At 42.3% G+C, this 22263-nt stretch carries 19 protein-coding genes, 2 tRNA genes and 1 other RNA gene; 4 read left to right on the top strand and 18 right to left on the bottom strand.

Features of this window, described 5'->3' with window-relative positions; genetic code table 11:
* Positions 1-193: 193 nt before the first annotated feature.
* The 6 genes from VB118_02795 to VB118_02770 form a co-directional block, all read right to left on the bottom strand.
* Positions 194-1129, bottom strand: coding sequence for an aminoglycoside phosphotransferase family protein (locus VB118_02795; protein MEA4831529.1), 936 nt, complete (start codon positions 1127-1129; stop codon positions 194-196).
* Positions 1130-1245: 116 nt separating this feature from the next.
* Positions 1246-1335: transfer RNA gene (locus tag VB118_02790), tRNA-Ser, on the bottom strand.
* Positions 1336-1345: 10 nt separating this feature from the next.
* Positions 1346-1436 (bottom strand) — tRNA-Ser (locus VB118_02785).
* A 257-nt stretch (positions 1437-1693) separates the two neighbouring features.
* Entirely contained in the window at positions 1694-3214 is a 1521-nt protein-coding gene (locus VB118_02780) for a WG repeat-containing protein (GenBank protein ID MEA4831528.1), read from the bottom strand.
* A 167-nt stretch (positions 3215-3381) separates the two neighbouring features.
* Entirely contained in the window at positions 3382-4311 is a 930-nt protein-coding gene (locus tag VB118_02775; GenBank protein ID MEA4831527.1) for a hypothetical protein, read from the bottom strand.
* Positions 4312-4438: 127 nt separating this feature from the next.
* Positions 4439-5188 (bottom strand): ATP-dependent Clp protease proteolytic subunit, encoded by a 750-nt coding sequence (locus tag VB118_02770; protein MEA4831526.1) that lies wholly within the window; start codon positions 5186-5188, stop codon positions 4439-4441.
* Between the two features lie 206 nt (positions 5189-5394).
* On the opposite strand from VB118_02770, the gene VB118_02765 reads away from it, so the two are divergent.
* Positions 5395-6498 carry an SLC13 family permease gene (locus VB118_02765; protein MEA4831525.1) on the top strand — a complete coding sequence of 368 codons (1104 nt, stop codon included), beginning with the start codon at positions 5395-5397 and terminating at the stop codon, positions 6496-6498.
* Here the strand turns inward: VB118_02765 and VB118_02760 are convergent.
* Both VB118_02760 and VB118_02755 read right to left on the bottom strand, forming a co-directional pair.
* Entirely contained in the window at positions 6483-6962 is a 480-nt protein-coding gene (locus tag VB118_02760) for a DUF4358 domain-containing protein (protein MEA4831524.1), read from the bottom strand. The genes VB118_02765 and VB118_02760 overlap by 16 nt on opposite strands.
* A 58-nt stretch (positions 6963-7020) precedes the next feature.
* Entirely contained in the window at positions 7021-7968 is a 948-nt protein-coding gene (locus tag VB118_02755) for a GDSL-type esterase/lipase family protein (GenBank protein ID MEA4831523.1), read from the bottom strand.
* Positions 7969-8312: 344 nt separating this feature from the next.
* Between VB118_02755 and VB118_02750 the strand changes: the two genes are divergently transcribed.
* Together VB118_02750 and ssrS are read left to right on the top strand one after the other, a co-directional pair.
* Positions 8313-8639 carry a DUF1292 domain-containing protein gene (locus VB118_02750; protein MEA4831522.1) on the top strand — a complete coding sequence of 109 codons (327 nt, stop codon included), beginning with the start codon at positions 8313-8315 and terminating at the stop codon, positions 8637-8639.
* Between the two features lies 1 nt (position 8640).
* A non-coding RNA gene (gene ssrS, locus VB118_02745) (6S RNA) lies at positions 8641-8849 on the top strand.
* Between the two features lie 394 nt (positions 8850-9243).
* Here ssrS and VB118_02740 read toward each other — a convergent pair.
* The 10 genes from VB118_02740 to VB118_02695 form a co-directional block, all read right to left on the bottom strand.
* A complete protein-coding gene (locus tag VB118_02740) occupies positions 9244-9453 on the bottom strand; it encodes a DUF378 domain-containing protein (protein MEA4831521.1) in 210 nt (69 codons plus the stop codon).
* Positions 9454-9599: 146 nt separating this feature from the next.
* The gene (locus VB118_02735; GenBank protein ID MEA4831520.1) at positions 9600-10670 is read right to left on the bottom strand and encodes a DUF4097 family beta strand repeat-containing protein; all 1071 of its coding nucleotides are present in this window, start codon (positions 10668-10670) and stop codon (positions 9600-9602) included.
* Between the two features lie 261 nt (positions 10671-10931).
* Positions 10932-11804: a hypothetical protein gene (locus VB118_02730; protein ID MEA4831519.1), complete on the bottom strand. Its 873-nt coding sequence runs from the start codon at positions 11802-11804 to the stop codon at positions 10932-10934.
* A gap of 41 nt (positions 11805-11845) precedes the next feature.
* Entirely contained in the window at positions 11846-13240 is a 1395-nt protein-coding gene (locus tag VB118_02725; protein ID MEA4831518.1) for an oxaloacetate decarboxylase subunit alpha, read from the bottom strand.
* Between the two features lie 51 nt (positions 13241-13291).
* Complete coding sequence (locus VB118_02720) at positions 13292-14416, bottom strand: sodium ion-translocating decarboxylase subunit beta (protein ID MEA4831517.1); 1125 nt, start codon at positions 14414-14416, stop codon at positions 13292-13294.
* 84 nt (positions 14417-14500) lie between these two features.
* Complete coding sequence (locus VB118_02715) at positions 14501-14890, bottom strand: biotin/lipoyl-containing protein (GenBank protein ID MEA4831516.1); 390 nt, start codon at positions 14888-14890, stop codon at positions 14501-14503.
* A gap of 50 nt (positions 14891-14940) precedes the next feature.
* Positions 14941-15303 carry an OadG family protein gene (locus tag VB118_02710; GenBank protein MEA4831515.1) on the bottom strand — a complete coding sequence of 121 codons (363 nt, stop codon included), beginning with the start codon at positions 15301-15303 and terminating at the stop codon, positions 14941-14943.
* 12 nt (positions 15304-15315) lie between these two features.
* Positions 15316-16755 carry a carboxyl transferase domain-containing protein gene (locus VB118_02705; protein MEA4831514.1) on the bottom strand — a complete coding sequence of 480 codons (1440 nt, stop codon included), beginning with the start codon at positions 16753-16755 and terminating at the stop codon, positions 15316-15318.
* Positions 16756-17079: 324 nt separating this feature from the next.
* Entirely contained in the window at positions 17080-19275 is a 2196-nt protein-coding gene (locus tag VB118_02700) for a hypothetical protein (GenBank protein ID MEA4831513.1), read from the bottom strand.
* Positions 19268-21379 (bottom strand): MMPL family transporter, encoded by a 2112-nt coding sequence (locus VB118_02695; protein MEA4831512.1) that lies wholly within the window; start codon positions 21377-21379, stop codon positions 19268-19270. The genes VB118_02700 and VB118_02695 overlap by 8 nt, the downstream gene beginning before the upstream one ends.
* Before the next feature lie 172 nt (positions 21380-21551).
* Here VB118_02695 and VB118_02690 point away from each other — a divergent pair, with 172 nt between their 5' ends.
* A complete protein-coding gene (locus tag VB118_02690; protein ID MEA4831511.1) occupies positions 21552-22181 on the top strand; it encodes a TetR/AcrR family transcriptional regulator in 630 nt (209 codons plus the stop codon).
* Positions 22182-22263: the final 82 nt, after the last annotated feature.

The raw sequence follows: 22263 nt of genomic DNA, 5'->3' as shown, positions 1-22263 counted from the left end.
CGACGAATGCGATATATAATGTATTAAAATTATCGCTCTTATCTGGTTAAGTCTGATAATTATAATACAGCCTGTGCGGGTAGATATCTTTCGTAAAGGTATACATTGTTTTGCAGCGGTATGAGCAAATGTGAAATATTTAACTGTTGTGTCGTTCTTACTATGTTATATTTATACGGAGATTTTAAGATTTCTAACATATTGAATATAGGATATCGGCTTCAATATCTTCTATCCACTCTGCCGGAACACCGTCATGGTTTAACAGACAGAGCATTGCGTTTATATCGCACAGACGGGCAAGTCTGAACCAATCTGACGGCAGTTGTGTATCAGAAACGGAATTGTAACCGTCGGCAAAAGAGTTATATATACGATCATCAATAAGCGCCTGCACATCTATGCCCTTTCGTCTGAAAAAGTGTCCTATATCATTATATATACTACCGGCATAAGCAAACTCAAAATCAATCAGATATATCTTTTCGTCGGAAATCATTATATTCCCGTAACCGAAATCGCCGTGGCACAACACGCTTTCGGCTTCAATCCTATCGAATAGGGTGGAATTGTCTCCGATAAACGCTTTCAGCTTTTCGACCGTTACGACATTAAGATGATTTCCCGGCTTGCCGTTAATCAGACGCAAGATTTTATCGCGTGTGTACGGAAGCTCCCTTGAAGAGTTTAACTTGTCATCAAGAAGTGCGTCGTGTGTGTATTTCTTTTTATGTATCGCCGCGCACATACGGCCGATTTCAAAAGACTTTTCCGGCGGATATTTCAAGTTGTTACGCACATGGCTTATTAATGAAACGCCGTCGATAAACTCTGTTATAGTGTACGTAAACGGAAACTTCTCTTTAATGCCGTCATAATAAAACAACTTCGGAACATTGATTTTGTTCTTCAGGTATCTATAAACGGCGGTTTCGATTTTATCGGTTGTATTCGAGTACAGCTTTAGAAAAAACCTGCCTTTTGTCGTTGTAACTTCGTAACCTGTGTTGCTCATACTGTCCTTGAGTGAAAAGTTAATTATCCCGATCGACATGTCAAACGGAGCAAACAGTGCTGTAATATCATTCTTATCAAGCGTTATAAAATCGTTTATACGGTTGATGTTCATGTTGGCTCCTCCTTGGTTATCGAGATTATTATTATATGTTATTAAACCATCCAAGTTCTAAGAAAAAAAAGAATCACCATAACCTTGTATTTTGTATCAAAGTTACGGTGATTTTTTGGCGGAGAAGAAGGGGATCGAACCCTTGCGCCGGTAACCCGACCTAACAGTTTAGCAAACTGCCCCCTTGACCGCTTGGGTACTTCTCCATAAGTTGATTGGCGGAGAGAGTGAGATTCGAACTCACGGCTCCCAAAAGAGAGTCACCGGTTTTCAAGACCGGCTCCTTAAACCGCTCGGACATCTCTCCAAAAAATCAACTGCCTTAATATAATACTATATTAACTCTAAAAAGTCAATATAAAAATTAATATTAAATAAAAAATGTTGCCAGGGTGATAAGAGAAAATCTATAATTCATAATTTTAACGTATCATCGATATGTATTTAAAAGCAAAAACAACACATACGGAATATCACGGAATTTAATCAATTACGCAAAGGAATTAATTTCACAACGAAGAAGCGCGACTTGATTACTTGTCATTGCACTGCATTATCAGATATTTATTCGGCAGAGCTTTCTCCGTCTGAGTTTTCTGCTACAGTATTATCTACCGCGGAATTATCCGCGGTAGACGAGGGAATTAAAAGCTTGTGTATGAGATAATATCCCGTCAGATCGTCGTAAAGAGAAATAACTCCTCCGGAACATGAGGTTATCTGATCGAATACGGGAGGAACAGCGTAATTACCCGATGTGTCCATCATGCCCTTTTTCCCGTCCTTGTACCCGATAACGCCCAATCCCTCCATAAAGGGCTGTGCGTATGTGTAAACAGGTTTGCAGATCCATTTTCCTGTATGAGAGAGATATCCATAATAATCTCCCTTTTTCATCAGAAAGACGCCGTCGGAATACGATATTATTTCATAATCGGCGGGAAGGAAAAATTCGGCACCGCTTATTCCGATCACCGTTTCATAATCCTTTATCATTTCGCCTTTGTTGTTGAATTTTTTTATTCTGGCGCGCATTAAACCAAACTCATACATATAAAATCCGAGCTTTTCTATTCCGTCATGCTCCGGACGATACAAAGAAACATTTGAAATAGCAATGCCGCCGTATCTTTGAACAACTTCCATGCTGTTATTAGACATGAATATAACGCCTCGTTCATCACGAAATTCATAAGCGCCTATTTGCCCGTAATTATTATCTGTGCCCAGGCATGGTGTGCCGTCTAATTTTTTATAACCCCATTTGTTTGCTGAAGTGTGAAATCTTATGACGTCGCTGTCCGGCTTTCCGTAATAAGAGGGATAATCAAATTCAATGCCGCGATAATCAAGCTTCGGGTCATATGTACTCGAAACAAAAGACCCGGAAGTGAAATCGTAATAACAATACTTGTCGTCTATCTGAAAAACTGGATTATCACTGCTGTCGCGCGCGCCGACAAAACTCACGTTTTCCGGTATCTGATCGTAGATAACCGCCCCGTCAGGACGCAGCAGAGACATTGCGCCGTCGGCGTTTTCACGAAAAATAAAGCCCATTCTCGGTTTTAACGAAGGGCGCACCGAAGCAACTGTTTGCACGTTTTCTTTATTCTTGTCGCTGCGAAAGACGATTTCCCGGACATCGTCGCCGAAGGTAAATGCTTTAGGAAGAACAATGGCTGACGTGTCGATCAGCATCAGCTTGTATTCATCCTGATTGTATCTTCCGTCGGAAAGCAAATACCCTTTTTCGGCAAATTCCGACGAAAAAACTTCAAAGCCTGCGAGAACACTCTTTAATTGTTCTGCGGGATCTGGTTCTGTCGCGGTTTCTGTGCTGACATTTCCAGTGGACATGGAGCCGGTCTCATGAGTGCCTCCGGTAATATCCGGATCTGCGGTCGAGCCTGTATTATTTGATTCTTTTGTGTCAAAGGGAAGAGAAATGAACGGCAGTTTTATTATTCCTGAAAAAATCAGTATAGGCAGCGATGCGATAAACACGAGTAAAAGAGCTGCTCCTATACGCTTAATGATCAACTTTTCCGGATCAGGAGCTTCGTTTTGAAATTTAGCTGACAATTGATGCCTCCGTAGCATGTAACAACATGACTATTAAAACCGTAATTAAATAATATTTTATTATTAACTCGGCATTTAAATAATTACCGCTTAAAGAGAGAAAAGACTCTGTATATGGGCTTTTCTCTCTTATAAAACAAGACTTATTTAAATGCCGTTTTAATAAGTCATTCAATATCATCAATTATTGTTTCGGGCGGTATATCAAGCATAGCCGGGTTCTTACATAATTGCCTTAAAAGTTTGAGTGCGGACGCAAAGTAATAACCGTCACAGATTCTCTCATCGGTGACGAAGGTAAAATCGACAAGCTTTTTAATCTGAATTTGCCCGTCTTCATTGAGCTCTCTGACAAAACGCTTCGCTCCATATGCAAAAAACACGGGAACATTTCCGAAGTTATAAAGGTGATGATAAACCGGTGGTATGCCCAATGAACCCATCGAGGTAATGACCAATGATCCATGGAATGGGCTCAGATCGGTCCATGACTTAGGCAGCCAGCCGAAATAGTCCCATAAATTTAAATTCCATACGGCAAACTTCAAAACTATACCTGGGATGAAATTAAGCACTTTCGCAAAATTATCGAAATCGCTCGGACCGTCAGAGTCGTTTTTGTATTGTTCGGTCAGCTCAGTCATTTTGTTATATACATCGGTGACAGTTGCCGCTCTGTCGAAGACCATTTTTATCATCGTTTCTTCGGCATCAAGGGCAAAATCCTTTTTTACGGCCATGTTCACTTCGACGTAGTCTCTTGTATATATGCGCTGTCCGGATATGAATCTGTTTATGCCGGGACGCTGAGAACACAGACGGATATAGGCGGCTATGAAAAAGTGAATTATTCCAAAGCCCTTCAAACCTTCTCCGCGCTTTTTAAGGATAAATTTTTCAATTTCGGATATTTCGACGCTGTCGTTAATAAGGTTGCTGGCTCCGTTTCGAGTCGGCATTATGTAAGCGGCCACAGTGGATATAGGCTGCAATGAGCGCAGCTTTCTTCCGTCCTTGCGGTCGCCGAGGCGGTGTTTGTACTTTCCGGCATTCGGTAATTCAGAATTCTTTTTTTCGGTCTCGCGCGATTTTTTCATATTTAATCCTTTAAAGCAATGCTTCCATTATACCAAAAAAATGGAAATCAGAACAAATTAATACGGAACAAAAATATACATCTTATTATATGACTATACAAGGATTTTTTCAATACTTTTTTAAAAATTATGTGGGTACGGAAGATGGATCTGGTTTATTCCTCTTTGTAATGGATTTTAACTCATTAAGAGCGTCGACAAGCCCACCGACTTTATTTATCAATCCTATTTTAACGGCACGCTCTCCGTCAATAAGACTTCCGATATCGCCTGAAAGCTCTTTGTTTGAATATATCAAACGGTTAAGAGCGGTTTTTGACACGGATGAATGATCAAGAATAAAATTTGTGACTCTATCCTGCATACGCATTATATATTCAAAGCTCTGCTCTGCTCCTATTATAACGCCTCCAGTCCGCACGGGATGAAGTGTCATCGTTGCGGATTTTACGATGAACGAGGTTTGTGCGGCAACCGCAATCGGAATGCCTATGGAATGTCCGCCTCCGAGCACGAGTGAAACCGTCGGCTTATCAAGCGACGCGACCAACTCCGCAAGCGCAAGCCCGGCTTCAACATCACCTCCCACGGTATTCAAAATGATAAGCAGTCCGTCGAGATCAGGATTACGTTGAAAAGCGACAAGCTCCGGGATAATTCGTTCATATTTTGTCGCTTTCATAGGAGGCGAAACCGATGAATGCCCCTCTATATGACCGGCTATAAGAATAGTGCAGATTGAAAATCCATCGGCCTTCGATATGCTCGTTGCATCTCTTTCCGTCGGCGTATTATCCGGATGTTCTTCTTGACTTTCATTATCATCGCCGTCAATTGAGTTGTTTATTTTTGTGTTGTCTGAATATTTTGCTTTCATATACATCTCCCGTTATTTATGATTCAATAAGTATTATTTGCTGAAAAAGTACGTAATTATTCAAATATTAGAAATAAAACACTTGATTGCTTATATTAAAGTGATATAATTCATTTGGCGTGAAAATTGCGCTAGAAAGAGGAGTGCGACCAAAACATCCGCATACGATAATTTATACGCGGATGCAACAAGGTATAAAAACATTAATGGTTAATATTAAAAAATTCATAAAGGAAAATACGGTACTGACCGTCGCTGCCATGGCAGCGGCGGTTTCGTGTGTTTTTATCACACCTGACGCAAAATATACTTCATATTTCGATTTGAAAACCCTTACATGCCTTTTCTGCGTGCTTTCTGTAGTATGCGCTATGCGTAATATAGAGCTTTTTTCTATTTTAGCCCGAAAAGTGGTGGCTGTATTCAAATCGGCGCGGATGTCCGTTTTGGGGCTCGTTTTCATTACTTTTATTGGTTCTATGCTTATAGCCAACGATATGGCTTTAATCACCTTTCTTCCGCTCGGATATTACATTCTCGAAAAAACCGGAAAAAGAGAATTAATGGCATTCACTTTTATAATGCAGAACATAGCCGCAAATCTCGGAGGAATGCTCACTCCATTCGGAAATCCGCAGAATTTGTTTCTGTATTCAAAATTCAACATACCGGACAGCGAATTCGTCAGTATAATGGCATTTCCATTTGCAATTTCAATAGCGGCCATAACTGTATGCTGTCTGTTTATCGCTCCTGAAAAAATTGATATACCCGACGAAGGGAAGCGTTTGCCTCCGCTGCGGACGGTTGTATATATTTTGCTTTTTGTTTTGTCAATAGCTATAGTATTCCGCGCAATACCGTATTATATAGGGCCCGCAGTTATTTTCCCGGCTCTGTTTTTAATGGACAGGAAAGCCTTGAGTGACGTGGATTATACGCTGCTTTTGACATTTGTTTGCTTTTTCATATTTGCGGGAAATGTTTCACGCATAGAACCGATACGACTGTTCTTTATGGATATAATGAAAAAAAGCACACTTTTAACAAGCGTGCTTTCATGCCAGCTGATCAGCAATGTGCCGACGGCGATATTGCTTTCCGGCTTTACCGATAATTACAGGGAGCTGCTGAGAGGAGTTAATATAGGAGGAGTCGGGACGCTTATATCGTCTATGGCGAGCCTTATTACGTTCAGAGAATATATAAAACACAATCCCGATAAGGCAAAAGAATATATAATAAAATTTTCTGTATTTAATTTTGCTTTTTTGATTATTTTAACTGTGTCATGTTATTTTTTGGGATAACTGTCAATAATTTGCGAGGCTTTTACAGAATTGTCGGTTACGGCGTAAATTACATACAAACCGCTTCTTTTTATAATAGCGTCACGAAGCTTCGGCGCCTCGGCCGGAGCGTAATTTTCAAATTGTTTAAGCCTGGAATCGCGGTATGCCTCCAGATATGCGCAGAAGCTGACAGCATCTTCTTCAGTTTTTGCTTTAAACACTGATATTTCTTCCGCCTTAAGACCTGAAATACCGGAATAACATATACTCGTTTCGGCGGATTCTGCTATACTATATATGACCGCGACGGAATTGTCGCCGATCTTTTCAATATCCTCGGAAAAAACTTCGGAATTCTTGAGCTCGTCAATCATGCTTTCTATGTCTTTATCGGTCAGATCGGCGTTTTTAATAATATCGCACGCCAAAACTGTAAATACTATGGTAAGAACGATTATCATAAACAGTATTCTTTTTAACATTGTTTGCTTTAACCTTTCGGTAATAATAGATTAAATGAGATACTTTTAAAAATTGAGTTCAGTTTCCTGATGCTTCATTGATGACAGCGTGAGTTTTTAAATATTCGCGCCATATTTCAACATATTTTTTAACCGGATGCACACCGTCAAACGAAACACCATCCGACATATATCCGTCTTCCGCAATGAAAATAGATGGTATGTCAAGGTAGTATATATTTTGCCCCTTTAGTTCACCGCATAACTCAATTGTCTGTCTTCTGTAATCGGAGGCAATATTATTGTCATAAATTGCGTCGGTTCGTTTCTCGGCTTCTCTGGTAACAGGTAAGGTACCTTGAACATATATTATAGCATCCGGCAGACATTTTCGTATTTCCATAATGGCTTTTTTATAATAATCTTTGAATAGCGCGGGATAACTCCAGCCCTGTTCATTTGTACCGGCCATTATGTAAACCTTTCTAATATCCGGAGCTTTTTTAAACGCCTCGCCAAGAGCAATTTTATCATCGCCGTCTAAGACGAATTTTTTTTCAAAAAGGTTATTTACCATTATTCCACGCGAAAAAAAAGCATTGGTTTTTATGTTCGCATAAAGAATAAACATATCTGTAATCGAATCACCGACAAATGCGGCGTCTTTAAAATAGTCATCCGTCACGGTCATATATTTTGTCTCACCGGTTTCGGTTTCAGCTACGGTATCCGGAGCGCCGGTTGTACATTCTGTTTTATCAGTCGATGTTTTAACCGGTTCTGAAATATGAGTTTCCGGCGTGACCTGCCCTGTGAAAATCGGTTCATCAGTAATATTTACGGCATATGTCGAACTGTCGGAAACGCAGGTCGTTTCCGATTCATCGGTGTCTGATCCGGGTTTGGAGAAAAAATTATGTGAGTTCAGATAAATAAATAAGAATATTACTGCTACGGCCGATACAATAAAAATCATATCAAGCTTAGGTGAATTTCGGGTCTTCTTTGTTACTTTTTTCAATGGCATTTTAATATCCTTGATATTTTCATAATAATTCCCATTCATTATATCACATATCAGTCATTTTTCAATGCGAAAAGCAGCTTTCATATAAAATATTTTATTAACTGGCATTAAATAATTGTCGCATAAATAATGTCTTCCGAATAATTGCATTTTCGAACGCAATAATTACCATTTGATAATATTAATCCGCACTCAAATAAAAAAATCTTAAAAAACTATTGACTAAAACCCGTGTTCATTATAAAATATAGCCGTAAAGACATATCGGCTTCGCCGTCTTGCGGGAGAAGGCGGCGGATAAAAGATTAAATTATTATTGATGCTCCCGAGAAACGGATATCACCATGAGCGAAAACGAAAACTTTGATTATGAAAGCGTGACACTTACCGACGAGGATGGAGTGGAGCGTGATTTCCAGGTCATCGGAAATCTTGAAATGGATGGATTCACATATCTTGCGCTTGTCCCCGATAATAGCGATGATGACGAATATATAATCCTCAAGCTTGTCGATGAGAACGGTGAGGAAGTCCTTGTCACCATTGACGATGATGACGAATTTGATAAAGTTGCCGATGCTTTCGAAAATGAAGTGCTCGCAGAATATGACTACGACGAAGGTGACGAGGAAGAATACCAGGAAGCCTCCGAAGAAGAAGATAATAATTAATTTATTCCTGCGCTGTACGTGATGTATACGTTTTTAACCCTACGAAATTGAAATGGATTCCGGCTTCTCAAAACGGTTGCAGACCTCCCGCTTGTTCAGCGCGCAAGTCGCTGCTGGCGGACGCTGGGAGCATTGAGTCAGAGAGAGGAAACCGTACCTTGCGAAAGCGAGGGTTTCAATACGTATGCACACGGCAGATGCGGGTATATTATTAAAACGGCATTTAATAAACCTTGTTTATTAAAATGCCTCGCTTGCTCAAATATTGCAAAAGCTATCTATTAGGTCGAATCCGAAGAATCACCGGAACGTTACATTCGTTCCGGTGATTCTTATAAGTGTGACGTTATGACATGAATTCTGACGATGATAGACCGAGCATGTTGATAATAGTAAAGGTTTTCAATGCTTTTCGAGATAAGAGATCATATGTCAGAATATAGGGAAGGGACGACTGTCTATATCCGGCAGGCGTCCCGCGAAATATGCCGTATTATAATTATTAAGGCAATTAAATAATCCTTGTTTTACAAGAGAGAAAAGCTCATATACCAGAGCCTTTTCTCTCTTATAGCGGTAATTATTTAATTGCCGAGTTAATAAATCAGATCCGTTCGGGCTCGCTGTCTCTTTCTCTGAAAAGCAGAGAAATGCACCATAGCGCGCAAAGTCCGACGACAGTATATATTATTCGCGCGATCAGCGTGTTTACGCCGCCACTGATCCAAGCGACGATGTCGAAGCCGAACAGTCCGATGCTGCCCCAGTTGATTCCGCCGATAATAAGCAGAGTCAATGCTATCCTGTCAACCATTGCTGTTACCATTATCTTTCTTCAAATTTCTCAGTTGTATAAAACTATCTATAGGTAAGGACATGAAAATACCCGCGGTATATTTTCTTGTCCGCAGGTATTATTCTCACAAATTACATTTTCTATACATATTTAATTTTTAATAATCAATTTGCAATTTCTCCGGTAGGAGACGGTTCATTTGCAGTATTTGTTTCTGTTGCGGTAATTTCCGGTTCTTCTGAACTTGTTTGACCATTTGATATGACTGATTGTGATGAAACGGATATGTTTCCGGCTCCGGCCTTTATCCAAATCGAGCTTGCTGTAGCCCCTTGATGATTATATTCGTTTTTGTCCGTAACTTTTTTTCCCTGAATCTTTACATCTCCGTAGTTAGTGGACATTCTGACTGTATAATCACTAAGCTCCGATGATGTGACGACCGAGATTGTGCCGAGTGTCGTTTCAAAATTGCTTTTACTTTCACTTACAGAGGCGTGAATATTGCCTGATATTACTGAAATGTCACATATTGGATAGGAATTATCGGAAAATTCAATGCTTGCAATATCTCCGTTAATTCTGATTATGCTTTCGTTGGTGCCTGGAATGACGGTCGTGTTATGAACCTTTGCGGTTCCGTATGAAAGGTTAAGCTCTATTTTATAAGCCGAGATTCCGTCCATTTCAATATCGCCGATATTGGCTTTAACCGATACGCTTAAAAACGGCTTGGCTTCATTTATATATAAAGTGATTTTTCTGTTGGGATTGAATGTAGCTTTTCTGTTGAAAATTTGTCTGAGCCCGTCAAAGGCAATACCGTCTTTTTTTACTGAAACTCCCATGAACATAACAGGATTTATTTCTGAGACAGAAAGCTTGTCACCTTCGATTATACATTTAAGATTGTTTTTGTCGACATTTTCATATTCGATATAGCTTGCGCTGTTGGTCTTTTTAATAGCGATGTCTCCAACCTGTGAAAAGACTTCAATCGCTGAGAAAGGCGGATACGAATCACTCGGATTGGCGTTTTTTGCGGCGTCGGGAGATCGCGCGAGAATCTCGTCTATTGTTTCGCTATATGAATCATATATAGGACGAAGCGATGACGAGCCATACACGTCAATTCCGTTTGCGGCGGCATAAATATAACATGATGTTGTAATAATCAACCCAGTGCAGAACAGCACAAGAGCCGATTTGAGCATTGACTTAGTCGAGTGTCTCATCTTTATGGCCATGCCTTTCCATTAAAGTGTGATTTATTGCCGTTTCCTGCCGGGAAATGCGGTTATTCTGATCGTAAAAGTATAAAGCTGAAGTTTGCTTGAGCTTTAACTTTGATCTGCATTCATATATTCAACAGTGATCATAAAATTACGGTTTTATATGAAAGCCCATATGCCATAATCTTCTCTCACAATTGGTAATTAACTAATTAACTTTATTAGCTATAAACAGTGTGCAAGTGTGTTTTATTAACGCGGCTGTTATTTTATTGCTGCTTTGGTAATACTGCTTGTGCCAAAAAAATATGCTTTCAGAATTTGCAGACCGTATTTATACAAAGCGGACAGCTTGCCTATGATTGCCGGAATCAAACCTGCGACCAGCTGATATCCGATACCGACTATCGCAATGACAATACTGAAAACCATCGTCCCTATGCCTATTTCAATGAGAGCAATCGTTATATTTTGAAAAAGCATTATTATACCATAGCTTAAACCCGCTATAGCGATCGCCGTCGGTCCAAGCATAATGAGAATCAGGCAAAGCGCCACGGCGAGAATAAAACCTATTGAAGCGGCATATAAAGCGAACGCAAGAACAGTAATTATAATCAGAAGAGGAGCCAAAAGAATTAAAAGCAAGGCAAAAATAAGCGGACGAACCTGCTTTGAGGCGTTAAGCTTTCTGAGAATTATTACAAAAAGACCGTCGGTTTCGGGAAGCCAAAGCTTATTAACGGGAATAGACTGTTCAGAACTTTTGGGATATCTTACCGCCATCCGCTTTTTGGTTCCTGAGTGGGAAACTGAAGACGTAGTGAATGAGCGTGACGCAAAGCTTTCTTGTGAAAAGGTGTTTTTTACGGAACCGGGAGAGACCCGTGTTTCTGCTCCGACTCCGATGCCGGAGCCAACACGGGTCGCTTCAGTATTCATTTCAGCATATTTTTCATGTATTGACTTTGCTATTTCATCGGGCGGGCCAAAGCCTTCAACCAGCGCGGCCTCCTCATCGGGTGTTCCGGCGGCGGATAGCTTTTCGTGATAAAAGCCGAGTATCTTATCTCTGTCGCTTTTTGTGGCAAATCTGAGCTTTTGCTCAAGTAAAGCCAGAAAATTATCGCCTGTCACCTGAAACGCTCCTTTTTAATAAATTAATAGAATAGAATAGATTAAACTGAATGGATCTTCTTTTCGCCGTCGTAATTATCTGCGTCAAGCTTATATTTTGCTTTTTTTCTTTCTTCAAAGAATTTTGTAGCTACCTGTCCGAAAAGCGCATAGGAAAGAACATCCTCATCCTGCTCGATATATTCGGAAATTTCACTTCTGAGAGTATTAAGCTCTGGCTTAAGAAGATCGGCGGGACGGCATGTGATCGGCTTTTCATCTCCGATTATTGATTTACGGAAAGCTTCGTCAACCGGAACCGGAGTTTTTCCGTATTCGCCGCGGAGAAGGCCTTTGAATTCCTTTGTAACCATCTTGTATCTTTCGCCGCCGATTATATTTAAAACGGCTTGAGTTCCGACAATTTGCGAAGTCGGAGTTACGAGCGGCGGATATCCAGCATCCTTGCGTACGCGAGGAACCTCTTCAAGAACCTCTGTAAGCTTGTCGGACTTTCCTGCCTGCTTGAGCTGAGAAACAAGATTCGAAAGCATTCCGCCCGGAACCTGATATAGAAGAGCATTTACGTCGACCTTCAATACCTTGGGATCCAGAAGTCCGGAAGCTAAGTATTTCTCGCGGAGAGGAGTAAAATATTTATTGATTTCATCAAGCTTTATTAAATCAAGACCGGTATCGTATTTTGTGCCTGCTAATGTCGCGACAATAGATTCTGTGGGCGGCTGGGATGTGCCCATGGCCATTGGAGAAATCGCGGTGTCGACGATATCAACTCCAGCTTCGACAGCCTTTAATACTGTCATGGAAGCCAAACCGGAGGTGTAATGCGTATGGAGCTGAATGGGGATTTTAACGGCGGATTTCAGCGATTTAACAAGCTCATATGCGTCATAGGGCTTTAAAAGTCCGGCCATATCCTTTATACATATAGAGTCGGCGCCCATTTCTTCAAGCTCTTTTGCGAATTTTGAAAAATAATCGTTGTTATGAACCGGACTTGTTGTATAGCTGAAAGCGGCCTGAACATGTCCTTTTTCTTTTTTTGTCGCGTTTATTGCAACCTTGAGGTTGCGTTTATCGTTGAGCGCGTCAAAAATTCTTATGATATCGATACCGTTGGCGATTGATTTCTGAACAAAATATTCCACGACATCATCAGCGTAATGACGGTAGCCGAGTATGTTCTGACCTCTGAAAAGCATTTGCAGAGGTGTCTTTTTTACGTTATCCTTTAATATTCTGAGTCTTTGCCACGGATCTTCATTCAAAAATCTGAGACAGGCATCAAATGTGGCGCCTCCCCAGCATTCGAGTGAATAATACCCAATGCTATCGAGCTTGCCTAGAATCGGCAGCATTTGTTCGGTCGTCATTCTTGTCGCGATAAGGCTCTGATGAGAATCGCGGAGAACGGTTTCAGTTATCTTTACTCCCATATATTATTGATTACAGGGTTATTCCCTATACTCCTTATTAGAATTTTTGCGTTATTTAAACAACGCGAGGAAAACACCCGCAGCTACTGCGGAACCGATTACGCCGGCCACATTCGGGCCCATGGCATGCATGAGAAGGAAGTTGGTTGGATCGTATTCCTTGCCCACATCCTGAGAAACTCTTGCGGCCATCGGAACGGCGGAAACTCCAGCGGAACCGATGAGGGGATTTATCTTTCCACCGGAAAGAGCATACATAACTTTGCCGAAGAGAACTCCGCCGGCGGTTGAGAAGCAGAACGCCAAAAAGCCGAGACCGGTGATCATAAGCGTCCTTACGCTGAGGAAGTTTTCGGCGTTTGCCGTTGCTCCGACAGAAATACCGAGAAGAATTGTAATAATATTGATCAATTCGTTTTGAACGGTTTTAGAAAGTCTTTCAACAACTCCCGATACTCTGAGAAGGTTTCCGAGCATCAGCATACCGATAAGCGGAGTACAGTCGGGAATTATAAGGCAGACTACCGCGCTTACGACGATCGGGAAGAGAACCAACTCGAGCTTTGAAACAGGACGGAGCTGAGTCATTTTTACCTTGCGTTCCTTGTCGGTGGTCAGAGCGCGCATAATAGGCTTCTGAATGAAAGGCACAAGCGCCATGTAGGAATACGCGGCGATTGCGATAGCACCCAATAAATTCGGTGCAAGCGTTTTAGTGACATATATGGCAGTCGGACCGTCGGCACCGCCGATGATACCAATCGCAGCCGCTTCGCAAAGATTAAATCCTAATAAAAGAGCGAGAGCAAACGCGACAAAAACGCCAAGCTGTGCCGCTGCGCCGAGAAACAGCGATTTGGGATTGGAGATAAGCGGAGAAAAGTCCGTCATTGCGCCGATCCCGAGAAATATCAGCGGAGGATAGATGCCAAGCTTGACGCCGAGATAAAGGAAATCGAGCAGCTGACCGTTCTGCATGATATTCTGCGCGTCAATATGAAAATTCGGATCGTCGGAAATAAACATATCCATGTGTATTATTCCGGCGCCCGGAAGATTTGCAAGCAGCATTCCGAACGCAATGGGCAATAATAGCATCGGTTCGAATTTTTTTACTATAGCGAAGTAAAACAGAATGCCGATTATAGCATACATTATGAGAGTTTTTATGGCCATTCCGCTTTTTAAAAGCTGAGCTATGCCCGTCGTAGCCAAAAACCCGTTTATAGCTTCTATCATATCAATAAACCAAACCTGCCCTTACGCAATGACGAACAGAACGTCGCCAGTGTTGACAGATGAGCCTTTCGTGGCGGAAACCTGAACAATTTTGCCGTCGCAGAGCGCGACGATATCGTTTTCCATTTTCATTGCTTCAAGAACGCAGAGCGCCTCGCCTTTTTTTACTGTCTGTCCGACAGATGCCTTAACAGAAAGAATGGTCCCCGGCATAGGAGCGGCAACTTGTGTTCCCTGTGCGGCAGCGGGCTTGACAGAAGCAACTGGCGCGGCTTTTACCGCTGGAGCGGCTGGAGCAGAAACAGGAGCAACAGGAGCAGCGGGAGCGGTGTAAGAGGCTGATGAATCGGAAACTTCTTCAACGGTTGCTTCGTATGCTTTCCCGTTGATGGTAACAATATATTTTTTCATAAAAATTTATTAATCCTTTCAAGACGCGTTTTAATTAAGTATGCTATATGTCATCTTCTCTTTTTAAGCGATACAACACGGAACGAACCTGGTGCTTTGCCTGAGGACGCGGAAATGGCGGCGATAATCGCTGCCGCGAGCTCTTCATCGTCTTCGTCCTGTTCGGACAAAGAATCGGAAGCGGCCGAAAGTCCGGAAGCTATATTTACATCACTGTCATTACTGCCATCCGCAACGGCGGTTGTTTTATCAGATTGGACGGAGGGCTTTTTTTCAAAGACTACGCGGAACAGCACAAGCACAAAATAAAGTAAGGCGAGAATGGTAAAAACCGTGCCGAGTCCCAACAGCGTAACCTTTCCGCCCATCAGCATTTTTTCGCTTAATGTGGCGTTTTCAGCAAGTTCAAACATTTATTTCGCTCCTTATCTGGAAGAAAGTGTGTCAAACGCCGCGATAAGTCTCGCGCGGAGCTCATCCGGCATGATCACATCGTCTATCATTCCGCATTGCGCCGCTGCGATAGGAGAAGCCATATCGCTGCGCCATTTTTCAACAAGCGCGGCTCTTCCGGCGATAGGATCCTTTTCACCGCGGAGCTTGTCATTCCACATCAAAGCGGTAGCTGTTTCCGGGGCGAGAACGCTGATTTCTGCGAAAGGAAGGGCAAACGCAAGATCGGTACCGGTTTCTTTCCCGCCGAGGACAGCTGAAACGCTGCCGTATGCTTTGCCGAAATAAACGGTAACCTTGGGACATTCCGAAATGGCGTAAGCACTGAAAAGATCGGAGGCGGCTCCGGCGAGGTCATCAGATGCTTCTTCGGTGGCATCAAAGCCATCCGAGTCCACAAGGGTGAGGAGGCTGATGCCGAACATATCGCAGAAGCATACGAATCCCGCGGCTTTTTTCATTGCCGATGCCGTGAGCTTTCCTCCGTCGGAGGCTATAAAGCCGCAGACAATTCCGCCCATCACGGCAAATCCGCATTTAAGCTCCGCCGCATAACCGACATAAAGCTCGAAAATACTGTCTTCGTCGGCAAGTCCGGTAATAACTGAGCTGGCCGAATATTCGCCGTTAAAACACAGCGTAGGTCTGTTGGGATCATCGTTGACCGGGAACTGTATATTTCCATCCTCACAATTTGAAGGTATGAAGGAAAGAAGACGTTTTACCTTAGCGATTGTATCTGCTTCTCCGTCGCCGACAGCGGCGCATATTCCGCGCGCGCAGCAATCGGAAGCTTTCGAAAAACCGGCTCCGGCTTTTGAGTCTGAAGCTCTGACAATACTCGGAGCGGAAAGATATATACTTGAGTTATTTTTTTCTGCTACGATAAAATCACACGCTGACGCGTAAATTGCGGCGGCTCCCCCGCATATGCCGGTTACGACAGCAATTTGCGGAATCATTCCGCTTGCTTCGTTTGCACATTTGATTATTTTTCCGTATGACGATATGACGGAAATATTCTCGGATATGTTTGCTCCCGCCGAATCAAGGAATGCGACAATCGGCGCGCCGTTTTTAGTTGCGAGCTCATAAAGCTTGGCGATTTTTACGGCTTGTGTTTCTCCGAATCCGGCTTTGGATTCGGTATACTCCTGTGAAAATGCATAGATCAGTCTTCCGTCAAGAGCGCCATATGCGCAAATAACGGTATCCGATTCGCTTTCCGGAGAACCGCTTTTTTTAAAAAAAGCTCCTATTTCGGTGAACGAACCTTCGTCAAATAACGATTTCAATCTTGCGCGTGCCGTAAGACGGCCGGTTTCGGCGGCTTTCTTTGCTTTTGCTTCTTCCGCTTCGTTTATGGCACGGATCATATTTACTATCGTGTCAGCTGGAGTTTGGGTGTGCATATATGATATTCCTTTCATGGCAATAAATCCAAATTCAAATCCCATTATATCATTTTCGATATTAAAAAACAATAGCAATATTCGCAAATTATGATATTTCATCATAATTTACAAATATTGCTCTGCTTTTTTCAGATCTTTTGGATTATAAATTTGAAATTGTAAAATTAATGGATAATTATCACCGCTTATGTAAAAATTATTATTATGAACTCAGCGGTTAAATAATTGCATAAATAAAAGAGAAAGACTTCGGTATATGGGTCTTTCTCTTATTAAATAATTGCTGTTTATTACATATATGAATCATCTGTACACAAGCTTTTATTCCTGCTTGTAAAGGCCGAATAAACTTAAGAACTTTTGCCAGAAGTTCATAGCCTGGGGCTCCGGATCGGGTATGGGAGTGTTTTCAGTAGAGGAAACACTGTCTGTGATTATCACAAATTGTACGTTATCGGTAAAAGTATTTTTTTCAGATATGAACGAAACCGTTTCACCATTCCCTGAATAACCGGAAATAATTTCGTTTAAAGCTCCGTCAATTTTTTCTTTTACGGCTGCGCTCATCCCGTTAGTATTTTCATATAGTGTATTTGAGCCGTCGGATAGTTCCTTCGCTCCATCAGCTATTGTTTTGGTTCCATCAGAAAGCGCTGTCACACCGGAGTTAAAATCAGATATTACCATCGAGAGTGAGCTGATGCCATCTGACATAGAATAAACACCGTCGGTAAAATTCGAGAAGCCATCAGAAAACATTTTTATGCCTCCTGCGTATTCGGAAATTCCGTTTGCTGACTCAGACGCCCCTTTTGCTATTGTTTTTACTCCGTCGACATAAGCTTTAACACCCTCTGAAAGCTCCGAAGCTCCCGAATGAGTTTCCGAAAGCCCTGCGGAAAGCCCTGCAGAGCCATCGGAGATAGTTTTCGAGCCTGCGGCAACAGTACAAGCGCCTTCGGAAAGCAAAGCTATGCCTGCGTAAACCGCATCTGAACCTGATTTCAACCCGGGAGCGTTTTTTGCCAGAACGCCGACCGTATTTAAGTAAGATTCAAGTCCGTCGTAATACAAACATATGGAATCCAAAGAGCTTTTAAGTGTTTTGAATACTATTGTTCCCGATTCGGATGATCCGGCATCTGTATCGGAAATCAACGCGTCAAGCACAGAGGCATAATTTAATTCTTCGAGGACAGGCGCGTGTGAGCCGAGAGCTTCCGAGAGCTGTACGTTTGCCTGGTTGAATGCGTTTTGTTTGATTTCTTCGGCTCCTTTAAGAAGCTGATCGTTGCCTGATGTAAGTGCAGTAAGCGTATCTGAGACATTCCCGATTCCTCCCGAAAGAGACATCGCTCCTGGAAGCAGAGCATTCAGACCATCCGAAAGCTCCTTCTGCCCTTTGCAAAGCTCTGAAGTTGCCGACGCGAGCTTATCCGCTCCGGATTGGAGCGAATCGATTCCGTTTGAAAGCTTTTCGGCTCCGGAAATAAGGTCTTGTCCTTTATCGGCCGCTGAGCTTGCTCCGTCCGCAAGGTTTTTGATTCCGTCGGATAATATTTTGCCTCCCAAACTGAGAGAAGACAGTGATTTGGCGACATTGTAGGTCGAATCGGCGAGCTTTAACGCTCCTGCTGCCGCGGAAGCGGTGGCTTTATTTATTGTTTGACAGCCATCCGCCAAAGAACCTGCCGCGCGGCTCAATTCGGCTGCTCCGTCAGAGAGCGAGCCGGCTCCATTTTTAAATTTTCCTATGCCTTTGGAAAACTCTTCCAGCTCTTTCGTAAAATCCGGGAGTGAATCCGAAGAAAGCTCAATTGGCATTTCTGCCTTTGCGGCGGCTATTGTAAATCCTGAAAATTCGAATGAATTTGTATTTGCGTCTATTTTCAGATCAGCCGCACGGTTCGGAAACACCGTAAAGACAATCTGCGTTTCGCCGCCAATTTCAGTAAGTGTGGCGCCTCCGGCGGAAATATCGGAGAATATTGAGAGCTTCAGTGAACCGGATATTTGAAGAGTACAGCTTTTGGCGGCCGGATAGTCGCGCGGTGTTACGTGAAGAGATATCTCCGCTTTTCCGCTCTTTCCGGCTATGGATGCGGCATCTGTCAGCTGTCCGTCCAGGCGGTATTCTATTTTAAATTCCCACGGAAGCAATGCTTTATCTGCAAACAGATTGCCCTGATAGTAAAATTCTCCCGGCTTTGCGTTGAATGTGACGAGACCGTTTTCATACACAAGCGCGGAAGAGTCGGTCAGGTTGATCGTTTTATCGTAATAACCGTAATCGGTTATTATTCCTTCGGATATTACGGAAAAGGAATTTACACAATATATTCCTTTCGGCGATCCGTCGGTATTCAGCGAAGCATATACTGTTTCGCTCTTTTTATAAACGGCCTGTTGCTCCGCATTACCTGTCTCCGAAGCTGCGCTTGACGCAAAAGGTGTTGAAAAAGTCAGGATAATACTGAGTGAAATTAATATTACGGCAAGCTTTTGAATTTTATTCATGGTTATTGTCTCCTTTATTAAAATCAGAAATGATGTTATCATCGGCATTTTTTGACGCGGCTTTATGACAAAAGCCAGTTTTCAATATAAGTGTGTCGAAAATCATTAAAAGAGCGGGGAACACAAGCAGAACCGATAACGCAGAAAGCATCGCTCCGCGCGCAAGAATGCTGCCAAACTGCCCGACTATAAAATTTGAAGATACCATGCCTAAGGCAAATCCGGCGGAGCTCAATATAACGGCAGAGACAATTATTGATGGAGCAGCGACACGGACAGCCTGAATTGCCGAATCTTTTTTGTTCATGGTTTCCCTGAATTTATTATAATGCTCGGTAAACAGGATTGCATAATCGATTGTCGCGCCCAGCTGAACCGTGTTTACTATCAGAAATGAAATATAGTGAATAGTATCGCCGGTGAAAAACGGCACGGAAAGGTTTATCCATATTGCGGTCTCAATGCAAAATAATAAAAGCAGCGGCAGTAGAAAATTTCTGAAGTTTATCAGAAGCACGATTCCTATCGCGGCAATAACCGCGACAGACACTATCATGTTGTCGGAAATTACGGTTTCCTTCATATCATAGGTATTCACGTTTGTTCCGCACAGATAATAACGGTCAGGATAAAATAACTGCGCTATTGAGCGGACATTTTCAACTACCGAAAACGATTCTGCGCCTTCGTCGGGAACATTCGCTATAATAATGAATCGCGAATAATGCTCCGAAAGGAGTGAATTGGTTTTATCCTTAGGGATTATCTCGTTGGGCACAAGAGCTCCGACGGTATTTACATATGAGGTGACAGATGTAATTTTTTCAGCGGAAGAAAGCGCTTTTGAAAGCAATGCTTCTGTCCCGGTGCTGCCTCTCGGGACCAGCAGGACCATCTGGGCGGATTTGCCGAATTTGCTTTCGATAAGCTCCGCGTCTTCTCCGAGCTGTGAACCCTGACTGACTCCTGTCGCTCCGTAAGTAAAGCTGTTCTGACGCTGAGCGAGAAAGCATGGAATAACACAGATGAGCGCTACAAAAAGCGAAACATATTTTATTTTAACGGCTCTTTTCGCAAATTTGGTAAAATCCGGCATGAAGCTCCGGTGGCGCGCTTTTTCAATGGGTTTATACAGAGTAAGCACAAGCGCGGGAAGAAGAACAAGAGATGAAACAATGCTGACAAGGATTCCCTTCGCAAGAACAAGGCCGAGATCCGGTCCTATTTTAAAGCGCATGAGGACAAGCACAATAAAACCTATGAGTGTTGTGACTCCGCTTGATAGAACCGTAGAAAAGGTAGAACGGATGGCTTTCTTCATTGCCCCCGCGGGATCGGATTCTTTTCCCGCTTTTCTTTCACGTTCGAAGGATGCGAGAAGAAAAATAATGTAATCCATTGATACGGCAAGCTGCAGAACAGGTGCAACGCTTTGTGTTAAAAAGCTGATTTTACCGAATATAACATTGGTTCCGAGGTTTATTATTATTGATATTAATATCACGATCGCAAACAGCAACGGCTCGAGCCACGATGAGGTCGCGAATATAAGTATTAACAGAATAATTGGTGTAATTATTATGACAATACGGGTTATTTCCGTATAAATCGCTATTTGAGAGGCGGCATCATCCGCGATATCTCCGCTAAGCGCGATGCGTCTGTCAAATTTATCTCTCAGAGCGGAGACCACTTCCGACGCGGTTTTGTTTTCATCAACCGTAAGGTAAAAAAGAGCTCCACCGTCTTTGAAATAGTTTTCTGTGACGGATTTGTCGTAAATTTCAAGCGGCTTTTTTAGATTGCATACATCGTCAAGCCACATGACATCAATAACTCCGTATGAAGCTGCGAGTTCTTCTTTCGCTTCAAGAGCTTCGGAAACAGAAATGTCAGGAATATAAACTCTCAGATTGGGAGCGCCGGAAGGAAATTCATCGTTCATTACCTTCAATGCAGCCGTCGAAGCTGAATCCTCGGGCAGGTAATCCGAAAGCCTGTAATTTACAGAGACATCAGCCATAAGAAAGGCGCATATAACTGCGGCGACAGCAAAGACAATTATAACTGAGGTCTTGCGTTTTATTATAAAATCAGCGATCATATTCATAACTCCGAATTCCATTATTGACAAAACAAGTGTTGATTATTGTACGTTGGTATGATATTATAATGGTATTCTGAACATAATTAAAAATCAATAATCAAACTTAACGTAAAATGCACAGTAATCAACACGCGGGCGACAACTGTCTATTAACAAAGGAAAACATTTTATGAACGAAGAACAAAAAGACCGCAGAATCCGAAAAACAAAGCTTTCTATCCGAAAAGCACTGATTGAGCTGTTGATGAAAAAGCCGCTGAATACCATTACAGTAATAGAGATTTGCGAGCTTGCCGATATAAACAGAGGCACGTTTTATCTGCATTACCGTGACATTTTTGACTTGTTCGGTAAAATCCAGGATGAGATGTACACCGAAATCATTGAATCGATATGCAAACGCACAACCAAAGATAATTACGGCGCAACTGATACGCTGCTTGCGACTTTAGCCGACATATTCGACTTTCTTTCTAAGAATTACGAAGCCTGCATCGTACTGCTCGGTTCAGAACGAAGCCAGGACTTTATCGACAGAATGCTTTTAATCGGACACGATGAGTGCATTCGCAACTGGACGGAAGCATACAGAATTATAGATACAGAATTTCTCGAATCCTTTTATCATTACATGGTTTCGGGCTGTATCGGTATCTTCAAGCATTGGCTTGATTCCGGGAGGAGAGAATCGTCCGGAGAGCTTGCGGCCAGGACAGAAAAATGCGTGAGATTCAGTTTGGGGGTTTTGGAAAAATATGACGAAAAAAGCAGAAAATGTGATGTTATAAAAGCAAAATAAGTGCTGAATAATTGCGACGCCTTTAATGAATAAATAACGTACATTCTGTAAGATGTTTGTGTTTCTATAAAGAAAAGAAAGA

This window comes from Oscillospiraceae bacterium, assembly GCA_034925865.1.
Classification (GTDB): Bacteria; Bacillota; Clostridia; order Oscillospirales; family SIG627; genus SIG704.
This window is presented reverse-complemented; position numbering and strand designations above follow the sequence as displayed.

Bases quoted from the DNA above. Each gene is read 5' to 3' on its own strand.
- VB118_02795 (MEA4831529.1), bottom strand. From the start codon at position 1,129: ATGAACATCAACCGTATAAACGATTTTATAACGCTTGATAAGAATGAT.
- VB118_02775 (MEA4831527.1), bottom strand. From the start codon at position 4,311: ATGAAAAAATCGCGCGAGACCGAAAAAAAGAATTCTGAATTACCGAAT.
- VB118_02770 (MEA4831526.1), bottom strand. From the start codon at position 5,188: ATGAAAGCAAAATATTCAGACAACACAAAAATAAACAACTCAATTGAC.
- VB118_02765 (MEA4831525.1), top strand. From the start codon at position 5,395: ATGGTTAATATTAAAAAATTCATAAAGGAAAATACGGTACTGACCGTC.
- VB118_02760 (MEA4831524.1), bottom strand. From the start codon at position 6,962: ATGTTAAAAAGAATACTGTTTATGATAATCGTTCTTACCATAGTATTT.
- VB118_02755 (MEA4831523.1), bottom strand. From the start codon at position 7,968: ATGCCATTGAAAAAAGTAACAAAGAAGACCCGAAATTCACCTAAGCTT.
- VB118_02750 (MEA4831522.1), top strand. From the start codon at position 8,313: ATGAGCGAAAACGAAAACTTTGATTATGAAAGCGTGACACTTACCGAC.
- VB118_02740 (MEA4831521.1), bottom strand. From the start codon at position 9,453: ATGGTTGACAGGATAGCATTGACTCTGCTTATTATCGGCGGAATCAAC.
- VB118_02735 (MEA4831520.1), bottom strand. From the start codon at position 10,670: ATGAGACACTCGACTAAGTCAATGCTCAAATCGGCTCTTGTGCTGTTC.
- VB118_02725 (MEA4831518.1), bottom strand. From the start codon at position 13,240: ATGGGAGTAAAGATAACTGAAACCGTTCTCCGCGATTCTCATCAGAGC.
- VB118_02720 (MEA4831517.1), bottom strand. From the start codon at position 14,416: ATGGCCATAAAAACTCTCATAATGTATGCTATAATCGGCATTCTGTTT.
- VB118_02715 (MEA4831516.1), bottom strand. From the start codon at position 14,890: ATGAAAAAATATATTGTTACCATCAACGGGAAAGCATACGAAGCAACC.
- VB118_02710 (MEA4831515.1), bottom strand. From the start codon at position 15,303: ATGTTTGAACTTGCTGAAAACGCCACATTAAGCGAAAAAATGCTGATG.
- VB118_02705 (MEA4831514.1), bottom strand. From the start codon at position 16,755: ATGCACACCCAAACTCCAGCTGACACGATAGTAAATATGATCCGTGCC.
- VB118_02700 (MEA4831513.1), bottom strand. From the start codon at position 19,275: ATGAATAAAATTCAAAAGCTTGCCGTAATATTAATTTCACTCAGTATT.
- VB118_02695 (MEA4831512.1), bottom strand. From the start codon at position 21,379: ATGATCGCTGATTTTATAATAAAACGCAAGACCTCAGTTATAATTGTC.
- VB118_02690 (MEA4831511.1), top strand. From the start codon at position 21,552: ATGAACGAAGAACAAAAAGACCGCAGAATCCGAAAAACAAAGCTTTCT.